Below are 19,871 nucleotides of genomic sequence, written 5' to 3'. Positions count from 1 at the left end.
GAAACTTAGAAATAGAAACAAGGAGTTTGTTTCACGTGAAACAAATTAAAAAGGCGCCTATAGGCGCCCTTTCTCTAAAATACTAAACATTAAACATCTAGGTTAGAGACATTCAGTGCGTTGGACTCGATAAAGTCACGACGAGGCTCAACCTCATCACCCATCAACGTGGTAAACAACTGATCAGCAGAGATAGCATCTTCGATCGTCACTTTAAGCATGCGGCGCGCATCAGGATCCATGGTTGTTTCCCAAAGCTGATCAGGGTTCATCTCGCCCAATCCTTTGTAGCGTTGAATGTTACTGCCGCGACGCGCAAGACCCATCAACCATTCAATGCCTTCGCCCAACTCTGTCACATCCATACGACGTTCGCCACGCTGAAGGTAAGCACCATCCGCTAACAGACCAGAAAGCTCTGCCCCAAGATCAACGATCAAGTCGTAATCTTTAGAGCGGAAGAAGTCAGCCTCAAAACGGAACGCATTCGTAATACCGTGAAGCAATACATTAACCACCGGCACATAAGAGCTGTGCTCTTGGTCGTACTCAACATCCACTGTGTAGACTTCTGAACCCGACGTAACAATAGAATCTAGCTTAGCTTGTAGCTCTTTAGCCCAACCCTCTACCGTCGCTTTATCACCCAGCGAATCGGCCGCCAAACGCGGGACATAGAGTGACTGCATCAAAGCCTGGCTTGGGTAGATTCGCGAGAGACGGTTGATCATTGCCATCACCTTACGGTAGCGACCAAATAGCGTCTCAAGCGCTGCACCAGTGATAGCAGGCGCATCTTCAGCAGGATAGAGTGAAGTACCTTCCAAAGCACCTTGAAGCAGGTACATATCCATCGCTTCATCATCTTTTAGGTACTGCTCTTGCTTGCCCTTCTTCACTTTGTACAGAGGCGGCTGAGCAATGTAGATGTAGCCACGTTCAATCAACTCTGGCATTTGACGGAAGAAGAAGGTCAATAGAAGGGTACGAATGTGAGATCCATCGACGTCCGCATCGGTCATGATAATGATGCTGTGGTAACGAAGTTTTTCAACGTTGAACTCATCTCGGCCGATACCACACCCTAGTGCAGTAATCAGAGTACCGACTTCAGCTGAAGTCAGCATCTTGTCAAAACGTGCTTTCTCGACGTTAAGAATCTTACCTTTAAGCGGAAGGATGGCTTGAGTTCGACGATCACGGCCCTGCTTAGCAGAACCACCCGCCGAGTCACCCTCCACCAAGTAGAGTTCAGAGAGTGCCGGATCTTTCTCTTGGCAGTCTGCCAATTTACCCGGTAGACCAGCGATATCCAACACACCTTTACGACGCGTCATCTCACGCGCTTTACGCGCGGCTTCACGGGCACGCGCCGCATCCATCATCTTCTGCACAACCGCTTTCGCTTCAGATGGGTTCTCTAGCAAGTAGTTATTGAAGTGCTCTGCCATCAACTGCTCGACTGCTGTCTTAACTTCAGACGAAACCAGCTTATCTTTGGTCTGTGAAGAGAATTTAGGATCTGGCACTTTAACAGAGATGATCGCCGTTAGACCTTCACGACTGTCATCACCACTGGTGCTGACATTGCCTTTTTTGTTTAACGACTCAGAATCTATGTAGCTGTTCAAACCACGCGTCAAGGAGGCGCGGAAGCCCGATAAGTGGGTACCACCATCACGCTGTGGGATGTTGTTGGCAAAACAGTGAATCGACTCTTGGAATGAGTCATTCCACTGTAGAGAGACCTCAACGCCAACACCATTTTCATGCATCGCATTGAAGTGGAAGATACTGTTAATAGGCGATTTGTTCTGGTTAAGGAAATCAACAAAGGCTGCTAGACCACCTTCGTATTCAAAGACTTCTTCACGGCCAGAGCGCTCATCTTTAAGACGAATACGAACGCCTGAGTTAAGGAATGAGAGTTCACGAAGGCGTTTAGCAAGAATGTCGTACTGGAACTCGATGTTGGTGAAGGTTTCAGGGCTAGGCCAGAAGCGCACGATCGTACCACTGGTATCCGTCTCACCGATCACTTTTAGAGGCTCTGCCGGTACACCGTGGTTGTAAACCTGCTCGTGAACCTGACCAGCACGACGAATGGTCAAACGCAACTCAGTCGACAGGGCGTTTACCACCGACACACCAACACCGTGAAGACCACCTGAGACTTTATAGGTGTTGTCATCGAACTTACCACCGGCGTGGAGGACCGTCATGATAACCTCGGCCGCAGAGACACCCTCCTCTTCGTGGATATCCGTCGGAATGCCGCGACCATTATCGCTGACGGTAATACTCTCGTCAGCATGGATGGTTACGCCCACCTCACTACAGAAACCTGCGAGTGCCTCATCAATGCCGTTGTCGACCAGCTCGAACACCATGTGATGCAAACCACTACCGTCGTCGGTATCACCGATATACATCCCTGGGCGCTTGCGCACGGCATCAAGGCCTTTAAGAACCTTAATACTGGACGAATCGTAATCTTGGTTTGATTCACTCATAGATCTCTCCAAATGTCTGCTTTGCAGTTAACTGACCTGAATCGACGTTCAATAGGGCACCGTCAGTAGTTGCGCCCCATACCTCTAGCATTGAGCTTGGCTCAACACAGGTTACAAAACTTTGGCTGTTGCTCTGTTTCAAGAACGAGCAAAACGTTGCCAGGTGCTCTTTATCTAACTCAGCAGGGAGGTCATCGATCAAGTAGATACAGGAGTGACCTCGGGTAGCCTCGTAGAGCTGACCCTGCGCAAGTTTAAGTGCACTAACGACCAATTTCTTCTGGCCTCGTGATAAGTGCTCAGCGGCACTGCGACTTCCAACCTTGAATTTAAGGTCAGCACGCTGTGGCCCAAGGGAGGTAAATCCCTGACGCATATCACGTTCAAAACTCTCATTTAACAGAGTCTGTAGATCCTGATCTCTGTCCCAACCCGGGCTAAAACGTAGATCCGTAACGACCTCTCGAACCAACTGCTCAGCAATGCCTGTAAAGTGCGGTAAAAGGGCATCAACATAAGCGCTTCGAAGCTCTGTAAGTCGTTCTGCGTGAAGGATAAATTCTCTATCCCAAACCTCGCGTAACGACCGATCAATATTACCACGTTTTAGCAGTGAATTCCTTTGTTTTAACGCTCTTTGAAAGCCTCTCCAGACGGAAATAAACCCCGTAGAATGGTGAAATCCACCCCAATCGATAAATTGTCGTCTAACAGACGGTGAACCGTCTAAAAGTGTGAAACTTTCAGAGTCGATCACCTGCATCGGGACTAAGCCAGCAAGGGCCGTTAAGTCGATCTCTTCACCTCTGAAACGGGCACGCACATCGCCCTGCTGGGTTCGTTCAACACCTAGACCACCGGAATCAGATTCACCCTCAATCTTCGCAAAACAGGTCAGTTGTTGTTGGCCCTCAGAGATGACATATCGGCTCTGGTGCGTTCTGAATGAGCGGGCCACAGACAAGAAGTGAAGACCTTCCAGAATACTGGTTTTGCCGCTGCCGTTTTGACCGTGAATGATGTTGATATCCGCTGACGCATCAAAGGCCAGGGATTGAATGGATCGAAGATTAGAGAGTTGTAGTCGCTTGATGCGCATAAACAGAAAAGGCCGCCCTAGGGACGGCCTCTATTGAAGCGTTAATTACATGCGCATTGGCATGATGACGTAGGTTGAGTTTGGATCATCGAAGCCTTGAATCAGCGCACTGCTGTTTGCATCAGCTAAGGTGAAACGAACCACATCGGAACCAAGAATAGAGAGTACATCGAGCAGATAGTTAACGTTGAAACCGATATCGATCGAAGGACCTTCGTACTCAACAGCTACAGTCTCTTCTGCCTCTTCCTGCTCTGGGTTATTTGCCGTCACTTTAAGGTAGCCATCGCTGAGCGTCAGACGCACACCTCGATATTTCTCGTTCGATAGAATCGCAATACGCTGGAATACCTGACGCAGCTCTTGGCGATCACCAAGAACGACCTTGTCACCGTTTTTAGGGATCACTCGTTGGTAGTCAGGGAACTTGCCATCAACCAGCTTCGACGTGAAGGTGTAGTCACCGACATTGGCACGAATGTGTGATGCACCAATAACCAGTGTAACCGGTGAGTCACCACCTTGGAGTAATCGAGCTAGCTCAAGAATACCTTTACGAGGCACGATGATCTGATGCGCACCACCCGCTGGCACATCCGCTGCAGAAGCCGAAGTAGCCAGACGGTGACCATCGGTCGCAACCGAACGAAGTGAGTCTTCACTTACTTCCAGTAGCATGCCATTTAGGTAATAACGGACATCCTGTTGCGCCATAGAGAAGCCTGTCTTTTCGATCAACTGACGCAGTTCTGACTGTGGCAAGCTTAACTCGAAGGCTTGTGGGCTATCTTCAACATTCGGGAATTCAGACGCCGCCAAGGTTGTTAGTGAGAACTTAGAACGACCCGACTTGATGATCATCTTCTGACCGCTCAACTCCATCTCGATACGAGCGTCATCAGAGAGCGATTTACAGATATCCATCAGCTTGCGTGCTGGAACGGTCACTGAACCTGGTTGTGCCGGCTCTTGAAGCTGCACGCGCCCTACCAACTCGACTTCGAGATCGGTACCGGTTAGTGAAAGTTGATCACCCTCAGCCACCATCAGAATGTTCGAGAGCACAGGCAGTGTCTGTCTGCGTTCAACCACGCCGGCAACAAGCTGTAGTGGTTTAATCAAAGCCTCACGAGTGATGACGAATCTCATGCGTATTCCTATCTCAGTCTGTCAGTTAGGTCGTCAAATGACGAAGCAGGTTTTTGTAATCTTCTGCGATCTCAGCATTGCTGTCACGCAACTCTTTAATTTTTCGTGTCGCGTGCAAGACCGTGGTGTGATCTCGACCGCCAAATGCGTTGCCTATCTCTGGTAGGCTGTGGTTAGTAAGCTCCTTAGACAAAGACATAGCAACTTGTCTTGGACGAGCGACTGAGCGACTGCGGCGTTTTGAGTGAAGATCGGCTACACGGATCTTATAGTACTCAGACACCACTCGCTGAATGTTATCAATACTAACCTGTTTGTCCTGTAATGCCAGTAGATCCTTCAGCGACTCTTTGACAAAGGTCGTGGTGATCGGACTACCAGTGAAGTGAGCGTTCGCTATAACTCGCTTCAAAGCACCTTCTAACTCTCGGACATTACTACGAATCTTCTGTGCAAGGAAGAAGGCGGCATCATCTGGAAGCTTAATTCGCGCTTCGTGCGCCTTTTTCATAAGAATAGCGACGCGCGTCTCAAGTTCTGGCGGCTCAATAGCCACGGTTAGACCCCAACCAAAACGAGACTTCAAGCGCTCTTCCATGCCACCGATCTCTTTAGGATAGCGATCACTGGTCAAGATCATCTGCTGGCCACCTTCAAGTAGCGCATTAAAGGTGTGGAAGAACTCCTCTTGCGAGCGATCCTTGTTGGCAAAGAACTGAATGTCATCGATCAACAGTGCATCGACCGAGCGGTAGTAGCGCTTAAAGTCATTAATCGCATTCAGCTGAAGTGCTTTAACCATATCGGCTACGAAGCGCTCTGAGTGCAGGTAGACAATCTTAGCGTTGGGATTACGCTTAAGCATTTCTGCACCCACAGCATGCATCAAGTGAGTTTTACCTAAGCCGACACCACCATAAATAAAGAGTGGGTTGTAACCACCACCCGGGTTATCGGCCACCTGTTGAGCCGCAGCAGAGGCTAGCTGGTTTGATTTACCTTGAACAAAGGATTCGAACGTAAAGCTGGGGTTTAAACTGGTCTGATGGCGCAAACCACCCTCGACCTGCACCGTTCGCTCCATCACCTCTGGCTGAACCTCAAGCTCAGGCTGAATAATATCAGTAGAGGGGGCAACAATAGAGGTCGACGTGAATTCAGCTTGGGACTCTTGAGCCTCAACACGCATTGGCTTTGCTCGAGCCACTTCTGGTCGAGTACGAGTGACGGGTGAGGCAACGGACCCTGCTATGCTTATTTCGATAAGTGGCGCAGATTCACCACTCAAGCGTTCAACGACATCTTGAAAGCGGGTAACGAACTTATCCGCGACCCAATCCTTTACGAAACGGTTTGGGGCCAGTAGAACAATGTGCGACTCGGTCTCTAGATCCAAACGCAATGGGCGAACCCAAGTGTTGTACTGCTGTGACGGCAGTTCATCTTTTAGCGTTTCTAGGCATTGTTGCCATAGATCTTGAAACATTTGTTGAGTCCCAGTGGGTTTTTAGAAGTATGGTTGAATCTTATCCCCAATGGGTGCAATTATCCACAGAATTTTCAGATAAATAGCTGCAAGGTTTTTAAATCAATAGGTTACAAGCCCTCACAACCTTTGACCTATATCCGACTTTTTCCAGAACTTAACAACTAAATGACAGCTTTTTCATAAGTTATAAACAGACTTATTCACAAAAAACTGACAATCAACGTAATAACAGGCACAAAAAAGGCTGCCGAAGCAGCCTTTTCAACGTAGATAGTATTACTCAGCCCATGGGTCCGACGCGTCAGCGCCCCATGGGTCGTCACCACCACCCATACCATCGATAGTGATCTCTATCGTATCCAGATCAACATCCAAAGGTGCATCAAGATTGTAGGTCACTATCTCTGGGAAGATGATGATCAACGCCAGTGATGTCAGCATAATCAGGATGAATGGAATAGCCCCTCGGTAGATCTCCATGGTCTTCATGCCATGTACCAAACGACCGGTAATCTCATCCTTGTAATCGCTCTTTGGAGCCACACTTCGCAGGTAGAAGAGTGCAAAGCCAAAGGGAGGTGTTAAGAACGACATCGACATGTTCAATCCAACCACGACGAGGAACCACACCATGTTGATGTCCATGTTTGCCGCAACCGGGCCAATTAGTGGCATCAAGATGAATGCTATCTCGAAGAAGTCGATAAAGAAGCCGAGTACGAATACCAATAAGCTGACAAATAGAACAAAGCCAAGCTCACCACCAGGGATAAAGCTAAACAGGTGCTCAATCCATAGGTCACCGTTTACTGCTCGGAAGGATAGAGCAAAGATAGATGAACCAACCAAAATAAACATGACGAAGGTCGACAGTTTGGCCGTTGAGTCCAGAGCCCCTTTGATAACCTCCAGCGTCAGACGACGACGGATGATCGAGAGCAATAGAGCCCCCACAGCACCCATTGCCCCACCCTCGGTCGGTGTTGCCCAACCAACGAAGATGGTTCCCAATACCAAGAAGATCAAAATGATCGGTGGCAGCATCGCGGTCAGAACCGACACCATCAGCTTGGTGCCCTGAAGAGTACGCGCCTCTGCTGGCAGTGGTGGAACCATCGCCGGTTTGAAGATCGACAATGCGAACATGTATAGAAGTAAGAAGCTCACAACCATTGCCGCCGGTAGCATAGCACCCATGTAAGCATCTTTAACTGACAGTGAAAGCACATCGGCCAGTACGATCAACACCAGTGAAGGTGGGATGATCTGTGCCAGCGAGCCGGCACTGGTCAGAAGACCCGCCGCTGTCGGGTAGTGATAACGGTATCGCATCATAACCGGCAAGGAGATAAGGCCCATTGAAATCACCGATGCTGCCACAACACCCGTCGTTGCCGCGAGGAGCGCACCGACAAGAATGACAGCATAACCAAGACCACCCGGTACTCGCCCAAACAACTGCCCTGCCGATTCAAGCAAGTCCTCTGCCATGCCTGAGCGTTGCAGGATAATCCCCATGAAGGTGAAGAACGGAATCGCCAGCAAAGTGTCGTTCTGCATAATGCCGTAGATACGTTCAGGTATTGCCTGAAGCAGCACCCAATCCAATAGACCAAGCTCATGACCAATGATCGCAAACAGAATGCCGTTAGCTGCCAAACTAAACGCAACTGGGAAGCCCGATAGAAGGAAGATGATCAGAGTGCCGAACATAATCGGCGCGATGTTATCCGCTAGAAATTCCATTTACGCCGTCTCCTGCTCGTCGTCCATGTTTACGTGACCACCTTTACTCAGCGGATCTTCGATATAGCCTTTTAGAAAAGCCCAGCGCTTAATCAATTCGCTGAATGCTTGGATGAATAACAAACCAAAACCGAGAGGAATCATTGCACGCACTGGCCAACGCAGCAGGCCACCCGCATTTTGACTCACCTCTTGGTTAGCATAGGTCTCTAAAAGATTGGGAATGGATTGTAGGCAGATGTAGAGGCTGACCGGCATCACACAGAAGAGCAGACCAATAACGTCAATCCAGTTGCGGGCTCTTGGTGAGATGCGCTGACTCACCACATCGATGCGTACGTGCTCATTTAGTTTAAGCACATAGCCCGCTGCCGCCGTAAACACAGCAGCGTACAGGTACCACTGCAACTCCAGCATTGCATTAGACGCGATACTGAACAGATAACGAGTTGTTGCGTTACCTGCACTGACCAATACCGCTGCAAGAATTAACCATTTAATGTAGTTGCCAACCCAGCCATTGATTGCATCAATGCCCGCTGAGAATTTCAGTAAAGCTTTCATTCCTTAAACACGCTCTCTGATCTATTTGTTATAGCCTCGCAGTGTGACCGGTTTTCAAGTGTGGTACAAGAAGAGGTTGCAACTGGTCATACCAGAACAAACGATAGATATAGACTTAAGTCTTAATTTCAGATCGAAAAGCCTATTAAATGGCCATGTTTGAACCATCAAAGAGAAATTTAAGGGTTAACTGGTCCTACCAGATCACCTGATTAGTTAGACCAAAGTAGCAGGTTGATTCAGGCAAATAATTAATACTCTTGCATGGTGGCTGGTTATAGCTAGTATTAGCTGTGTCCTAACTAACAATAAACGCCGAAAAGGCAAACACAAGGAAATATCATGAAACGTAGAGATCTGTTTAAAGGTGCTGTACTAGCAGCAGCCGTTTCAGCAGCAACTGCAGCTTCAGCTGCTGAGCTTCCAGAACTTAACTGGCGCCTACAGTCGGCTGTACCTCCAGGTATCGGCTTCTACATGGGCGGTGTCTACTTCGCTGAAGAAGTAGAGAAGATGACCAACGGTAAATTCAAGATTCGTGTATTCCCTGCGGGCGAAATCGTAGGCACTATGCAGATCTTTGACGCAGTATCAGACGGTACGATCGAAGCAGGTCACACAGCGTCATACTACTACTTCGGTAAAAACCCAGCATTCGCTCTAGATACAACCGTTCCTTTCGGCCTTAACTACCGTCAGTTCCAAGCTTGGTACAACTTCGGTGGTGGCGGCGAAATGATCAAAGAGCTTTTCGCTAAATCGAACATCGTTCCATTCCCATCAGGTAACACGGGTGTACAGATGGGTGGTTGGTACAACAAAGAAGTTAAATCACTAGACGATCTTCAGGGTCTAAAGATGCGTATCGGTGGTATGGGCGGTAAGATCATCGAGAAGCTAGGCGTTGTGCCTCAGTCTATCCCGGGTGGCGATATCTTCCCATCACTAGAGAAAGGCACTATCGATGCAGCTGAATGGGTTGGTCCATTCGATGACATGAAGATGGGCTTCAACAAGGTTGCTAAGTACTACTACACTCCAGGTTGGTGGGAAGCGGCTCCAAACCTTTCTGTCTACATCAACAAAGAGAAGTTCGACGCTCTACCAGTTGAGTACCAGAACATTGTTGCAGCAGCAGCTGAGCGTGCAAACGTTAAGACAACTGCCTTCTACGATGCGAAGAACCCAGAAGCACTTAAGACTATCCTAGCGGGTGGTACTAAGATGAAGGTCTTCCCGAAAGACGTAATGGATGCTGCTTGGGAAGCTGCACAGGAAACTTACAAAGAGCTTTCTGCTGAACACCCAGACTTCAAACGCATCTACGACAGCATGGCTGCGTTCCAGAAAGACCAGAACCAGTGGATGTCTGTTTCAGAAGGTCCTCTAGACGGCTACATGCAGCGTAAAATGCGCTAATAGCTCGTTTAGCTGATAAAAAACCAGCTCTCGGGCTGGTTTTTTTATGGATAGCAAACAAAAGGTTTGCAACTGCTTAGCGATTTCTATAGAATTTTGCGTCTCGATTTTTAGGCAGATGTCCATACAACATCTGTGACGTATAAATGACTTGTAATAGGACAAGGCAATGAAAAGAACATTTCAACCAAGCGTACTAAAGCGTAAGCGCAACCACGGTTTCCGTGCTCGTATGGCTACTAAAAACGGTCGTAAAGTGCTTGCTCGTCGTCGTTCACGCGGCCGCGCTAGCTTGTCTGCATAATTAAGCGGACTTGCTGAATGCCAAATGGCTGAGTTCGAATACCCTCGCCAGTTAAGACTTTTAACTGGCGGTGATTTCAAAAGGGTATTCGACAAAGCCGATTTTAAGGTCAGTGATACTCATCTACTGATTCTTGCCCGCCACTCCCAATCTGATCATCCCCGCATCGGATTCGTTTTTTCCAAAAAAAATATTCGCAGAGCCGTGAATCGAAACCGCGTTCGTCGTATCATTCGCGAGTCTTTTCGTTTTAACCAGCATCAGCTCCCTAATGTCGACATTGTTGTTTTATCTCGACGTGGTATTGATGAGCTGGAAAACGAGCAATTACATGCGCTCATAGCGAAAAGTTGGAAACGTTTAAACAAGCAGGCTTTAAAAGCCCAAACCTCAAATAAAGGTAATGGTTAATTCGCCATGGATATACAGCGAGTCATTCTACTCGGCGCACTCGGTCTAATCTCATACATGCTGGTTCTCCAGTGGAATGCTGATTACAACACTCCCGTCGCAGCACAACAAACTCAAACTGAATCAGTTTCAGCGTACCAGCCAGCCGCAGGTAACGACCTGCCAAGCGCAGCGCCAGCAGCTGAAGCTGATCTACCAACCGCAGGTGCAGCAACGTCCACACTGGCTGCAGCAACAGGTGATCTGGTCAGTGTAACCACTGATAAGTTCGGCATTCTGATCGATCCACGTGGCGGTGACATCATTGAAGTCAAACTGCTCGATCATAAAGCGACGTTGGAAGGCGAAGATCCCTTGGTTCTGCTTGAGCAGAACGCTAACCGTACCTATGTTGCTCAATCAGGCTTAGTTGGCCCTAATGGCCCAGATGCGTCTAAAGAGGGGCGTCCACTCTACTCTGTCGCTGAAGCTAGCTACGACATGGGCAGTGCCGACACACTGGCTGTAGATCTGAACCTAGTCGATAACGGCGTAGCCATTACTAAGCGATTCACCTTCACACGCGGTAGCAACGCCATTGCGATGGACTACCTGATTGCTAACAACAGTGACTCAAACTGGCAAGCGACTCTATTCGGTCAACTTAAGCGTGATCGTAGTGCTGACCCTTCAGAAACTACTGATATGGGTATGCAGTCTTACTTAGGCCCAGTGTTCTCAACTCAAGAGAACAACTACAACAAAGTTAGCTTCGATGATATAGACGACGATGGCCGTTACAGCGAGAAGAGCCAAGACGGTTGGGTTGCTATGATTCAGCACTACTTCATGAGTGCTTGGATCCCTAATCCAGGTCAGGAGTACACCTACCAGGCCCGTCAGCTTAACGGTAACTACATTGCTGGTTTCTTAGCACCCTCTGCTGTTGTTGCTCCAGGCCAGACAGGCCAGATCTCGGCAACGCTGTATGCGGGTCCTAAAGATACTGATCAGCTGGAGAAGATCGCTCCGAACCTAGATCTTACGATCGACTTCGGTATTCTCTTCTTCATCGCTTCACCAATCTACATGGTTCTTAAGTGGCTCTACTCGATCGTCGGTAACTACGGTCTTGCCATCATCTGTGTCACGATTTTGGTGAAAGCTGCCCTATTCCACTTGAATGCTAAAGCGTTCAAATCGATGGCAAAAATGCGCAAGTTCGGTCCAGAGATGGCTCGTCTTAAAGAGCTATACGGTGATGATCGCCAGAAGATGTCTCAAGAGATGATGAAGCTCTACTCGAAAGAGAAGATCAACCCTCTCGGTGGATGTCTTCCTATCGTTGCTCAGATGCCGATCTTCATCGCACTTTACTGGGTATTGATGGAAGCGGTTGAGATCCGTCACGCGCCATTCATTGGTTACATCCAAGACCTGTCGCAAATGGACCCTTACTTCATCATGCCTATCTTGATGGGTGCGACCATGTTCATTCAGCAGCTGTTGAACCCAACGCCTCCAGATCCAATGCAGGCGAAGATCATGAAGATGCTTCCAATCGTCTTCACCTTCTTCTTCCTATGGTTCCCAGCGGGTCTGGTTCTATACTGGTTGGTGAACAACGTCCTATCAATTGCACAGCAGTATGTAATCAACAAACAGATCGAAGCGGGTGATTCTAAATAAGCAACTTGCAGCTTAAATCCCCACGCGACACACTAGGGCTCTTCGGAGCCCTTTTTATTGATTGGAGAAAGACTTCAGATGATCAGCAGCAGTAAAGATACGATCGTTGCACAAGCAACCGCCACTGGCCAAGGGGGCGTCGGGATTGTTCGTCTTTCAGGGCCTAAGTCTGCTGAAATTTTAGAGGCATTTATCGGGTTTAAAGCCAAACCCCGTTACGCTCACTACACCCCTTTTCATGAAACTGATCAACAGATCGACGAAGGCATCGCCCTGCTTTTTCCTGGACCCAATAGCTTCACCGGTGAAGATGTTGCCGAACTTCAATGTCATGGTGGTCCCGTTGTCATCGATCTCATCATTCGCCGCGCCATTGAGCTAGGTGCTCGCATGGCTAGACCAGGTGAATTCTCAGAACGAGCATTTTTAAACGATAAGCTCGATCTCACTCAAGCTGAAGCCATTGCTGATCTGATTGAAAGCTCTTCAGAACAGGCAGCTCGCTGTGCGTTAAAATCACTGCAAGGCGCTTTTTCGCGTGAAGTTGATCAATTGGTCGATCAGCTAACCAACCTACGCATCTATGTAGAAGCAGCCATCGACTTCCCTGATGAAGAGATCGACTTTTTAAGCGACGGCAAAGTGCGTGGTGATCTGGTCAACATTATTGAGCAACTCAATCAGGTTCAGAGCCAAGCGCAGCAAGGCAGTTTAATGAGAGAGGGTATGACTGTCGTGATTGCTGGCCGTCCTAATGCCGGAAAATCGAGTCTGCTCAATGCGCTATCGGGGCGTGATTCAGCAATTGTCACCGACATTGAGGGGACAACACGAGATGTCTTGAGAGAGCAGATACACATTGATGGCATGCCACTGCACATTATCGACACCGCTGGCTTACGTGATGCACCTGATCGAGTCGAACAGATCGGTATTGATCGCGCTTGGCAGGAGATCAAAACGGCTGATCGTATCTTAATGCTCGTGGATGCTAGCCACTCAGAGACAACGGATCCACAAACGCTGTGGCCTGAGATGGTCGAAAAACTCAACGGTGATCTGAGCCATGTCACCTTAGTTCGCAATAAAATCGACCTAACAGACGAGAGTACTAGTCTTGAACAACAGGGTGAAAACACACTGATTAGACTCTCAGCCAAAGATGAGCAAGGCATTGATCTGCTTCGGGAGCATCTAAAGTCCATTATGGGCTATCAAGGCAATGCTGAAGGCGCTTTTATGGCGCGTAGACGCCATATGGAGGCTCTAGAACAAGCACAGGAGCTATTAAACACCGGTCTTTGGCAGTTAGATACCCAAGGTGCTGGTGAACTTCTGGCGGAAGATCTGAGGCAGACACAGCAGGTGTTAGGTGAAATAACCGGTAAAGTTTCAGCGGATGACCTGCTTGGAAAGATTTTCGGCTCTTTCTGTATCGGTAAATAGTTTTCCACAATCCAAAAATAGAGTTACTCACAGATAAAAGGCGAATGCTGAGCATCTGTTGTGGATATATTCAATAGTTATCCAAAGAATAGCTCACAAAACGCGGTAATAATTCTTCGATTGTGGAAAAACTGTCAGCCTAACCCCGAGTAATTGGACGATTAAACTGTGAATAAAATAAATTGTGTATAACTAGCCTACTTATACACAACTCACACACAACAAATGTTCAAGCTATTCGCGCTTTATAAGCGGGTTATAATTTCTACAAACTACTGTTTTTATTGATTTTTAATCAGTTAATAACAGAAATCAGCCTACTTAAATAATATTAAAAATAATAAACTCTCTTTATATATTTATTTTATTTTTTATTTATCTACTCTCACTCTACAAACAGCAGGTTGGCTATTTTTTAACCATTTCTTCAATGGCAATCCCTAGGTATAATCCGCGCCATATTTCTGTCTAGGTTTGAAAAGGCAGCTAAGAGGTAGAGAGTGGATTATCCAGATCGTTATGACGTGTTGATTATTGGTGGCGGTCACGCTGGCACTGAAGCGGCATTAGCATCAGCACGTAAAGGGGCTAAAACCCTGCTATTGACTCACAATATTGAGACACTGGGTCAAATGTCATGTAACCCGGCCATCGGTGGTATTGGTAAGAGTCATCTTGTTAAAGAGATTGATGCACTGGATGGTGCGATGGCTCGTGCTACCGATAAGGGCGGTATTCAGTTTAGAACGCTTAATGCACGCAAAGGTCCCGCTGTGCGTGCCACACGTGCACAAGCGGATCGTATTCTTTACAAAGCAGCCATCCGTTCTATTCTTGAAAACCAACCTAACCTCGATATCTTTCAGCAGGCGGTCGATGATCTCATCGTAGAAAATGATGAAGTTCGCGGTGCTGTGACCCAAGCTGGCATTCGTTTCTTTGCAAACAGCGTTGTCTTAACAGCAGGTACCTTCCTTGGCGGTTTGATTCACATTGGTATGCAAAATTATCAGGGTGGTCGTGCCGGTGATCCGCCTTCATTACGACTCGCAGAGCGTTTACGTGAGTATCCTCTTCGCGTTGACCGTCTCAAAACGGGTACACCGCCACGAATTGACGCACGCAGTGTCGATTTCTCAGTGATGCAAGAACAACCTGGTGATACACCAACGCCTATCATGTCGTTTATGGGCCAGGCGAGTGACCAACCAGAACAGATCAGTTGTTACATCACGCATACCAATGAGCGGACACACGAGATTATTCGAAATAACCTTGATCGCTCGCCGATGTACTCTGGGATTATTGAAGGGATAGGACCGCGTTACTGCCCTTCCATTGAAGATAAGATTCACCGCTTTGCGGACAAAGACTCCCACCAGGTTTTCGTTGAGCCGGAAGGGTTAACCACGCACGAGCTCTACCCAAATGGTGTCTCAACCAGTTTGCCATTTGATGTGCAGCTTGAGGTCATCCGTTCAATGCGCGGTTTTGAAAACGCTCATATCACACGTCCGGGTTATGCCATCGAATACGATTATTTCAATCCTCAGGATTTGAAACACACACTTGAGACCAAAGTGATCTCTGGTCTCTACTTTGCCGGTCAAATCAATGGCACAACAGGCTACGAAGAGGCGGGCGCACAAGGGTTGTTGGCCGGTATGAATGCCGCTGCTCGTGCACTGGATCAGGATCAGTGGTATCCGCGTCGTGACGAAGCCTACATCGGTGTCTTGGTTGATGATTTGATTACGCACGGCACATCAGAGCCTTACCGTATGTTCACCTCCCGTGCTGAATACCGTTTGGTGTTGCGCGAAGATAACGCGGATATTCGTTTGACCGAGATAGGTCGCAAACTGGGTGTCGTTGGTGATGATCGCTGGACCGCCTTCTCGACTAAACGCGATCAGATTGATTGTGAAATGGCACGGCTCTCATCGACTTGGATTCAACCAAAGTCAGCAGAAGCGGCTGCATTGGAACCCAAGCTGAGTTCACCGTTGGCACGTGAGTACAACCTTGCTGATCTGGTAAAGCGTCCTGAACTTAGCTATGCCGATATCAAATCCATTAAACCTTCTGAGGTTGAGATTGAGGCGGCGGCTGAAGAGCAGATTGAGATCTCGATCAAGTACGCCGGTTATATTGATCGTCAGAAGCAAGAGATTGATCAGATGCGTCGTCAAGAGAATACCTCTTTGCCTGAGGACTTCGATTATGATGCCGTTGGTGGTCTCTCAAACGAATTAAAATCTAAGCTAGAGCATGTCCGCCCGGTGACTATTGCTCAGGCTTCAAGGATTCAGGGCATGACGCCAGCGGCTATCTCGCTGTTATTGGTTCATTTGAAGAAACTTCAGCTTCAAGCTAAGGCGGCCAGTTAATGGATTACAATCCAAAAAACGATTTAGAGTCAGGTCTAAGTCGGTTAAACCTGTCTGTATCTGAATTACAGGTTGAGCAGCTGTTGGCCTACTTAGCCTTGTTACAGAAATGGAACAAAACCTACAATCTGACGGCGATACGCGATCCAAAACAGATGCTGATAAAACATATTTTGGACAGTGTCGCGATTGCGCCCTACGTAGAAAAAACCGACCTTATCGACGTCGGTAGTGGTGCTGGGTTACCTGGAATTCCTATGGCCATTCTTAATCCTGATATGCCAGTTGTTACTCTGGACAGCAACGGTAAAAAAACTCGGTTTCAGCATCAGGTAAAAGTTGAGTTGAATCTATCGAATTTAGAGGTGGTTCATGGTCGGGTTGAGGCGTTTGCCGGTCGTACTTTCCAACAAGTTACCTCTAGGGCCTTTGCTTCTATCGAAGATATGGTAACGTTAAGCGCTGAGCTATTAGCCGATCAGGGTCTGTTTCTTGCGATGAAAGGCCGTTATCCTGATCAGGAGTTGGCAGATCTGCCAAATCAGTACCATTTAATCGAGAGTTACCCCCTTCAAGTGCCCGGTCTTGATGAAGAGCGACACCTGTTGAAAATTGGGAGAGTGTAAGTTGGCCAAGATTTTAACGGTCACCAATCAGAAAGGTGGGGTTGGTAAAACCACCACCAGCGTGAACTTAGCGGCATCACTGGCTGCTATGCACAAGCGCGTTCTGCTCATCGATCTGGATCCTCAGGGTAATGCGACGATGGGCTCTGGTGTTGATAAGCATGATCTTACCCTCTCGGTCTATGAGCTATTAACCGATCAAGCGAGCGCCAAAGAGTCGATCATCACCAATTTAGAAGTAGGCTACGATGTTTTAGGGGCCAATGGCGACCTAACGGCGGCAGAAGTTGAACTTCTGCAGATGACACGTAGAGAGTTTCGTCTGAAGATGGCGCTCGATGCTGTGGCTGACCAATACGATTTTATTCTGATCGATAACCCACCTTCGCTGAGTTTGCTAACGGTGAATGCACTGGCTAGCTCTGACGGGGTTATTATACCTATGCAGTGTGAATACTATGCTCTCGAAGGGATCAGTGCACTGGTGGGCACCATCGATAAGATCCATGAACGTCTAAACCCTCGCCTGAAGATTGAGGGTATTTTGCGCACCATGTTCGATCCACGCATGAGTTTGACCAAGGATGTCTCTGATCATCTCCTAGAGTATTTTGGTGATCAGGTTTACCGTACAGTCATTCCACGTAATGTCCGTTTAGCAGAGGCCCCCAGCCACGGTCTACCGGCGATCATGTACGATAAAAATTCTCGAGGTGCGATTGCATACCTGGCACTGGCGGGTGAACTGGTTCGCCGTACCGATAAAGAGCAAACCCAAGCGGTTTCTTAAGGAGTTGAAATGAGCACTAAACGTCGTGGATTGGGTCGTGGTTTAGACGCCCTACTTTCCGGTTCTGCAGCGACTGTCGCGAACGACCAATCGAGTGACTCTACGCAACTCACTGAACTGGCGGTTGAGCGCCTAAGTCGTGGTCGTTACCAACCGCGCCGTGATATGGAGCCTCAAGCGCTTGAAGAGCTAGCCGCTTCGATTAAAGCGCAAGGCATTATGCAGCCGATTGTGGTGCGACCTATCGGTGGTGATAATTTTGAAATCATCGCGGGTGAGCGTCGCTGGCGTGCAGCCCAGATGGCTGGTTTAGAGCGTGTGCCTGTTGTCATTCGAGATGTTCCTGATGAAGCGGCCATTGCGATGGCACTCATCGAAAACATTCAACGTGAAAACCTAAACCCGATCGAAGAGGCCATAGCCCTGCAGCGCCTTCAGCAGGAGTTTGAACTGTCACAGCAAGAGGTGGCTGATGCCGTTGGAAAATCGCGCACCGCCGTTGCCAACCTTCTGCGTCTTCTTAACCTGACCGACGAAGTCAAACGTATGTTAGAGCATGGAGACCTTGAGATGGGTCATGCACGTGCTCTACTGCCTCTCACGGAAGCGTTACAGATCGATGCCGGTCGAGAGGTTGTGGCTAAAGGCCTATCGGTTCGTCAGACTGAGTTATTGGTGCGCACTTTGCAAAATCCAACGGAGCCTAAAGCGAAGCCAGAGCTTACCAGCAAGCATGAGCGTATCGTTGAAGATCTGACTCGACTGCTATCTACCAAAGTGACGCTGAGCGAAAACGCAAAGGGTCAGGGTAAGATTGTGATCAGCTACAATGATGCTAAAGAGCTAAAAGCGATCGTTAAACAACTTCGCGATTAAAGCGAACAAGACCTTAGTCATAGTTAGACTACTCTGTACTTGATGCTTATTCCCTTTTCACCTACAATTGCGCCCGCATTAGCTGGGATAAACGCACTACTTTTGGGCAAAGATGATGAATCCAAACCTCATTGGTAAGCGTTCTGATAGGGCGAAAGCTCGATATTTCACCGTTTTGAAATATCAGTCAGGCATCCTGTTAGTGCTAAGTGCAGTCGCTGTATTTATTGATTTTGTAGCAGCGTACTCAATGCTTATAGGTGGTTTAATCTACTTGATTCCTAACGCCTATTTCGCAAACAAGCACTTTAACAAGCAGACACAGGGGTCTGCACAAGGGACACTCGCAGAGTTGTATGCGAGTCAAATATGGAAAATGGCATTGATGGCCATCAGTTTTTCACTGGCGTTTGTGCTGGTAAAACCCATCAGTGTTTTTTCCTTATTTGCGATGTTGATTCTGCTTCAGGTCAGTAATCTGATCATGCAGTTCGGCGTTAAAACGGATTCTTAACCTTCGATAAAGAGAGAAACTGAGAATGGCATCTGGAACAGTTACCTCCTCAGAGTATATTGCTCACCACTTAACCAACCTTACCTTTGGTAACCACCCTGTTAACGGTCTTGGCTTTGCGCACAGTGCGCAAGAAGCTGCTGAGATGGGCTTCTGGGCGATCAACGTAGACACAATGTTCTGGTCGATTGCTCTTGGTCTAGCGTTCGTGTGGTTCTTCCGTAAGGTGGCTAAAAGTGCGACAAGTGATGTACCTGGCGGCGCTCAAAACTTTGTAGAAACCATCATCGAGTTCATCGATGACAACGTGAAGAGTATCTTCCACTACAAAAATGCACTCATCGCTCCATTGGCGTTGACCATCTTTGTATGGATCTTCCTAATGAACACCATGGACTTGGTTCCCGTTGACTGGATTCCATTCCTAGCAGCAGAGATGGGTATCCACTTCATGAAAGTGGTTCCAACGACTGACGTAAACGCGACCGCGGGTATGGCGTTGAGCGTCTTTGCACTTATTCTTTACTACAGCATCAAGCAGAAAGGTCTTGGCGGGTTCCTAGCAGAGCTTAGCTTCCAGCCTTTAGGCAAATGGTTGCTGCCATTCAACCTCTTCCTAGAAGTGGTTGGTCTACTGGCTAAGCCAGTATCATTGGCACTACGTCTTTTCGGTAACATGTACGCAGGTGAGATGATCTTCATCCTGATTGCACTGCTGCCGTTCTGGGCTCAATGGATCCTGTCGGTTCCATGGGCAATTTTCCACATTCTAGTTATTACGCTTCAGGCGTTTATCTTCATGGTCCTAACAATCGTCTACTTGGCGATGGCCCACGAAGATCACTAAGCGGAATAACAAGAGTTTAC

At 48.0% G+C, this 19,871-nt stretch carries 17 protein-coding genes; 11 read left to right on the top strand and 6 right to left on the bottom strand.

Features of this window, described 5'->3' with window-relative positions; genetic code table 11:
• Positions 1-89: 89 nt before the first annotated feature.
• From gyrB to XMA127_RS11190, 6 genes are all read right to left on the bottom strand, one after another.
• A complete protein-coding gene (gene gyrB / locus XMA127_RS11215; protein ID WP_173482174.1) occupies positions 90-2,513 on the bottom strand; it encodes a DNA topoisomerase (ATP-hydrolyzing) subunit B in 2,424 nt (807 codons plus the stop codon).
• The gene (gene recF / locus XMA127_RS11210; RefSeq protein ID WP_173483711.1) at positions 2,506-3,612 is read right to left on the bottom strand and encodes a DNA replication/repair protein RecF; all 1,107 of its coding nucleotides are present in this window, start codon (positions 3,610-3,612) and stop codon (positions 2,506-2,508) included. Before recF ends, gyrB begins: the two co-directional genes overlap by 8 nt.
• Before the next feature lie 45 nt (positions 3,613-3,657).
• On the bottom strand, positions 3,658-4,761 hold the full coding sequence (gene dnaN / locus XMA127_RS11205; RefSeq protein WP_173482172.1) for a DNA polymerase III subunit beta: 1,104 nt from the start codon (positions 4,759-4,761) through the stop codon (positions 3,658-3,660).
• Positions 4,762-4,786: 25 nt separating this feature from the next.
• Complete coding sequence (gene dnaA, locus XMA127_RS11200; protein ID WP_173482171.1) at positions 4,787-6,247, bottom strand: chromosomal replication initiator protein DnaA; 1,461 nt, start codon at positions 6,245-6,247, stop codon at positions 4,787-4,789.
• A 279-nt stretch (positions 6,248-6,526) separates the two neighbouring features.
• Positions 6,527-7,996 carry a TRAP transporter large permease subunit gene (locus XMA127_RS11195; protein ID WP_173482170.1) on the bottom strand — a complete coding sequence of 490 codons (1,470 nt, stop codon included), beginning with the start codon at positions 7,994-7,996 and terminating at the stop codon, positions 6,527-6,529.
• Entirely contained in the window at positions 7,997-8,560 is a 564-nt protein-coding gene (locus XMA127_RS11190; protein WP_173482169.1) for a TRAP transporter small permease subunit, read from the bottom strand.
• 342 nt (positions 8,561-8,902) lie between these two features.
• Here XMA127_RS11190 and XMA127_RS11185 point away from each other — a divergent pair, with 342 nt between their 5' ends.
• The 11 genes from XMA127_RS11185 to atpB all read left to right on the top strand — a co-directional run bounded on the left by XMA127_RS11185 (position 8,903) and on the right by atpB (position 19,851).
• Positions 8,903-9,979, top strand: coding sequence for a TRAP transporter substrate-binding protein (locus XMA127_RS11185; protein ID WP_173482168.1), 1,077 nt, complete (start codon positions 8,903-8,905; stop codon positions 9,977-9,979).
• A gap of 169 nt (positions 9,980-10,148) precedes the next feature.
• Positions 10,149-10,283 (top strand): 50S ribosomal protein L34, encoded by a 135-nt coding sequence (gene rpmH, locus XMA127_RS11180; RefSeq protein ID WP_173482167.1) that lies wholly within the window; start codon positions 10,149-10,151, stop codon positions 10,281-10,283.
• A 24-nt stretch (positions 10,284-10,307) separates the two neighbouring features.
• Positions 10,308-10,694, top strand: a complete 387-nt coding sequence (gene rnpA / locus XMA127_RS11175) for a ribonuclease P protein component (protein ID WP_173482166.1) — start codon at positions 10,308-10,310, stop codon at positions 10,692-10,694.
• A gap of 6 nt (positions 10,695-10,700) precedes the next feature.
• Positions 10,701-12,362 carry a membrane protein insertase YidC gene (gene yidC, locus XMA127_RS11170; RefSeq protein ID WP_173482165.1) on the top strand — a complete coding sequence of 554 codons (1,662 nt, stop codon included), beginning with the start codon at positions 10,701-10,703 and terminating at the stop codon, positions 12,360-12,362.
• A 78-nt stretch (positions 12,363-12,440) separates the two neighbouring features.
• Positions 12,441-13,808, top strand: a complete 1,368-nt coding sequence (mnmE, locus tag XMA127_RS11165; protein ID WP_173482164.1) for a tRNA uridine-5-carboxymethylaminomethyl(34) synthesis GTPase MnmE — start codon at positions 12,441-12,443, stop codon at positions 13,806-13,808.
• A 500-nt stretch (positions 13,809-14,308) separates the two neighbouring features.
• Positions 14,309-16,198, top strand: a complete 1,890-nt coding sequence (gene mnmG / locus XMA127_RS11160; RefSeq protein ID WP_173482163.1) for a tRNA uridine-5-carboxymethylaminomethyl(34) synthesis enzyme MnmG — start codon at positions 14,309-14,311, stop codon at positions 16,196-16,198.
• On the top strand, positions 16,198-16,824 hold the full coding sequence (rsmG, locus tag XMA127_RS11155; RefSeq protein WP_173482162.1) for a 16S rRNA (guanine(527)-N(7))-methyltransferase RsmG: 627 nt from the start codon (positions 16,198-16,200) through the stop codon (positions 16,822-16,824). Before mnmG ends, rsmG begins: the two co-directional genes overlap by 1 nt.
• A gap of 1 nt (position 16,825) precedes the next feature.
• Positions 16,826-17,614 (top strand): ParA family protein, encoded by a 789-nt coding sequence (locus XMA127_RS11150; RefSeq protein ID WP_173482161.1) that lies wholly within the window; start codon positions 16,826-16,828, stop codon positions 17,612-17,614.
• Between the two features lie 9 nt (positions 17,615-17,623).
• Positions 17,624-18,490 (top strand): ParB/RepB/Spo0J family partition protein, encoded by an 867-nt coding sequence (locus XMA127_RS11145; protein ID WP_173482160.1) that lies wholly within the window; start codon positions 17,624-17,626, stop codon positions 18,488-18,490.
• 112 nt (positions 18,491-18,602) lie between these two features.
• Positions 18,603-19,004, top strand: a complete 402-nt coding sequence (locus XMA127_RS11140) for an ATP synthase subunit I (protein ID WP_173482159.1) — start codon at positions 18,603-18,605, stop codon at positions 19,002-19,004.
• 25 nt (positions 19,005-19,029) lie between these two features.
• Positions 19,030-19,851, top strand: a complete 822-nt coding sequence (atpB, locus tag XMA127_RS11135; protein WP_173482158.1) for a F0F1 ATP synthase subunit A — start codon at positions 19,030-19,032, stop codon at positions 19,849-19,851.
• The last annotated feature ends 20 nt before the right edge of the window (positions 19,852-19,871 follow it).

It is taken from the genome of Marinobacterium sp. xm-a-127, from assembly GCF_013283425.1.
Taxonomy (GTDB): domain Bacteria; phylum Pseudomonadota; class Gammaproteobacteria; order Pseudomonadales; family Balneatricaceae; genus Marinobacterium_E.
Note: the sequence above shows the minus strand (reverse complement) of the source record. Positions and strands in the feature narration are given on the sequence as shown.